We start from the raw sequence: 930 nt of genomic DNA, 5'->3' as shown, positions 1-930 counted from the left end.
GACGGCGTATGCCATGCTGAAAAAGGGCACGCGTTATGAACCAAGCCTACTAGCAAATTAACATTTAGTCTTCGATAACAGAAATAACTGTATTGACCAAGAACCTGCGTTAAGCGGTTAGACCCACCCTTGATAGCCTGTAAAGTGATTAGTGTGTTAAAACACCGAGTAGGAGAAGAGGCACAAGGGCGCGAATACATCATAGGGCCGAGGTAGCTCCTCATTATGAGCCCGCATATAAGTACGCAGTCTAACAAAATTAACGAAGGGTATTGTGCAATAGGAGGAGTCCATATAAGCGGCTTTAGCCGTGAATATCAGTGGTTATGTATGAAGGGCATATCAGACACTTTCGTCACTCAAGTACCTCCTACGTCTCTTCACCTTGCGCTTATGCGCCTTTTATCTCTGTATGCAATCTCGGCATAGTGCTGGACGATTTAGCCCTGAACGCAAAAAACCCGCTGCATTGCTGCAACGGGTTTCTCTAATTAGGAGCCATGGTGCGCTACGCAGTAGGATGTCCTACTTTCACATGGTCAATGCCACACGATGCTTACAAAGATATAGGTCGTAGGGGTCTTGGTTGGGTATTTTATTTTTCTACAGGCAACAAAAAACCCGACTCTTTCGAATCGGGTTTCTCTAATTAGGAGCCTGGCGATGTCCTACTTTCACATGGCAAATGCCACACTATCATCGGCGCTGTTTCGTTTCACTACTGAGTTCGGCATGGAGTCAGGTGGGTCCAAAACGCTATTGTCACCAAGCAAAATGCGTGGAAAGGATTCTCGACAAAGCGCATCGCGCTTACGAGTCCTTTGCGCAAGGTGAACTGATTTCGCATTAAGCGCTGCGGTTCACCCTACATAAAATCTGGAAATCTGATAATCGTAAAATCTACTTTAGTATACTAACTTCTGTCTGTTA

Annotated in this window: 1 rRNA gene; it reads right to left on the bottom strand. The window is 45.4% G+C overall.

Annotated features, from left to right (window positions below):
* Positions 1 to 655: 655 nt before the first annotated feature.
* A 5S ribosomal RNA gene (rrf, locus tag LPA49_RS22215) occupies positions 656 to 770 on the bottom strand.
* Positions 771 to 930 lie beyond the last annotated feature (160 nt).

The organism is Pseudoalteromonas sp. MB41 (genome assembly GCF_020966275.1).
Lineage (GTDB): Bacteria > Pseudomonadota > Gammaproteobacteria > Enterobacterales > Alteromonadaceae > Pseudoalteromonas > Pseudoalteromonas lipolytica.
This window is presented reverse-complemented; position numbering and strand designations above follow the sequence as displayed.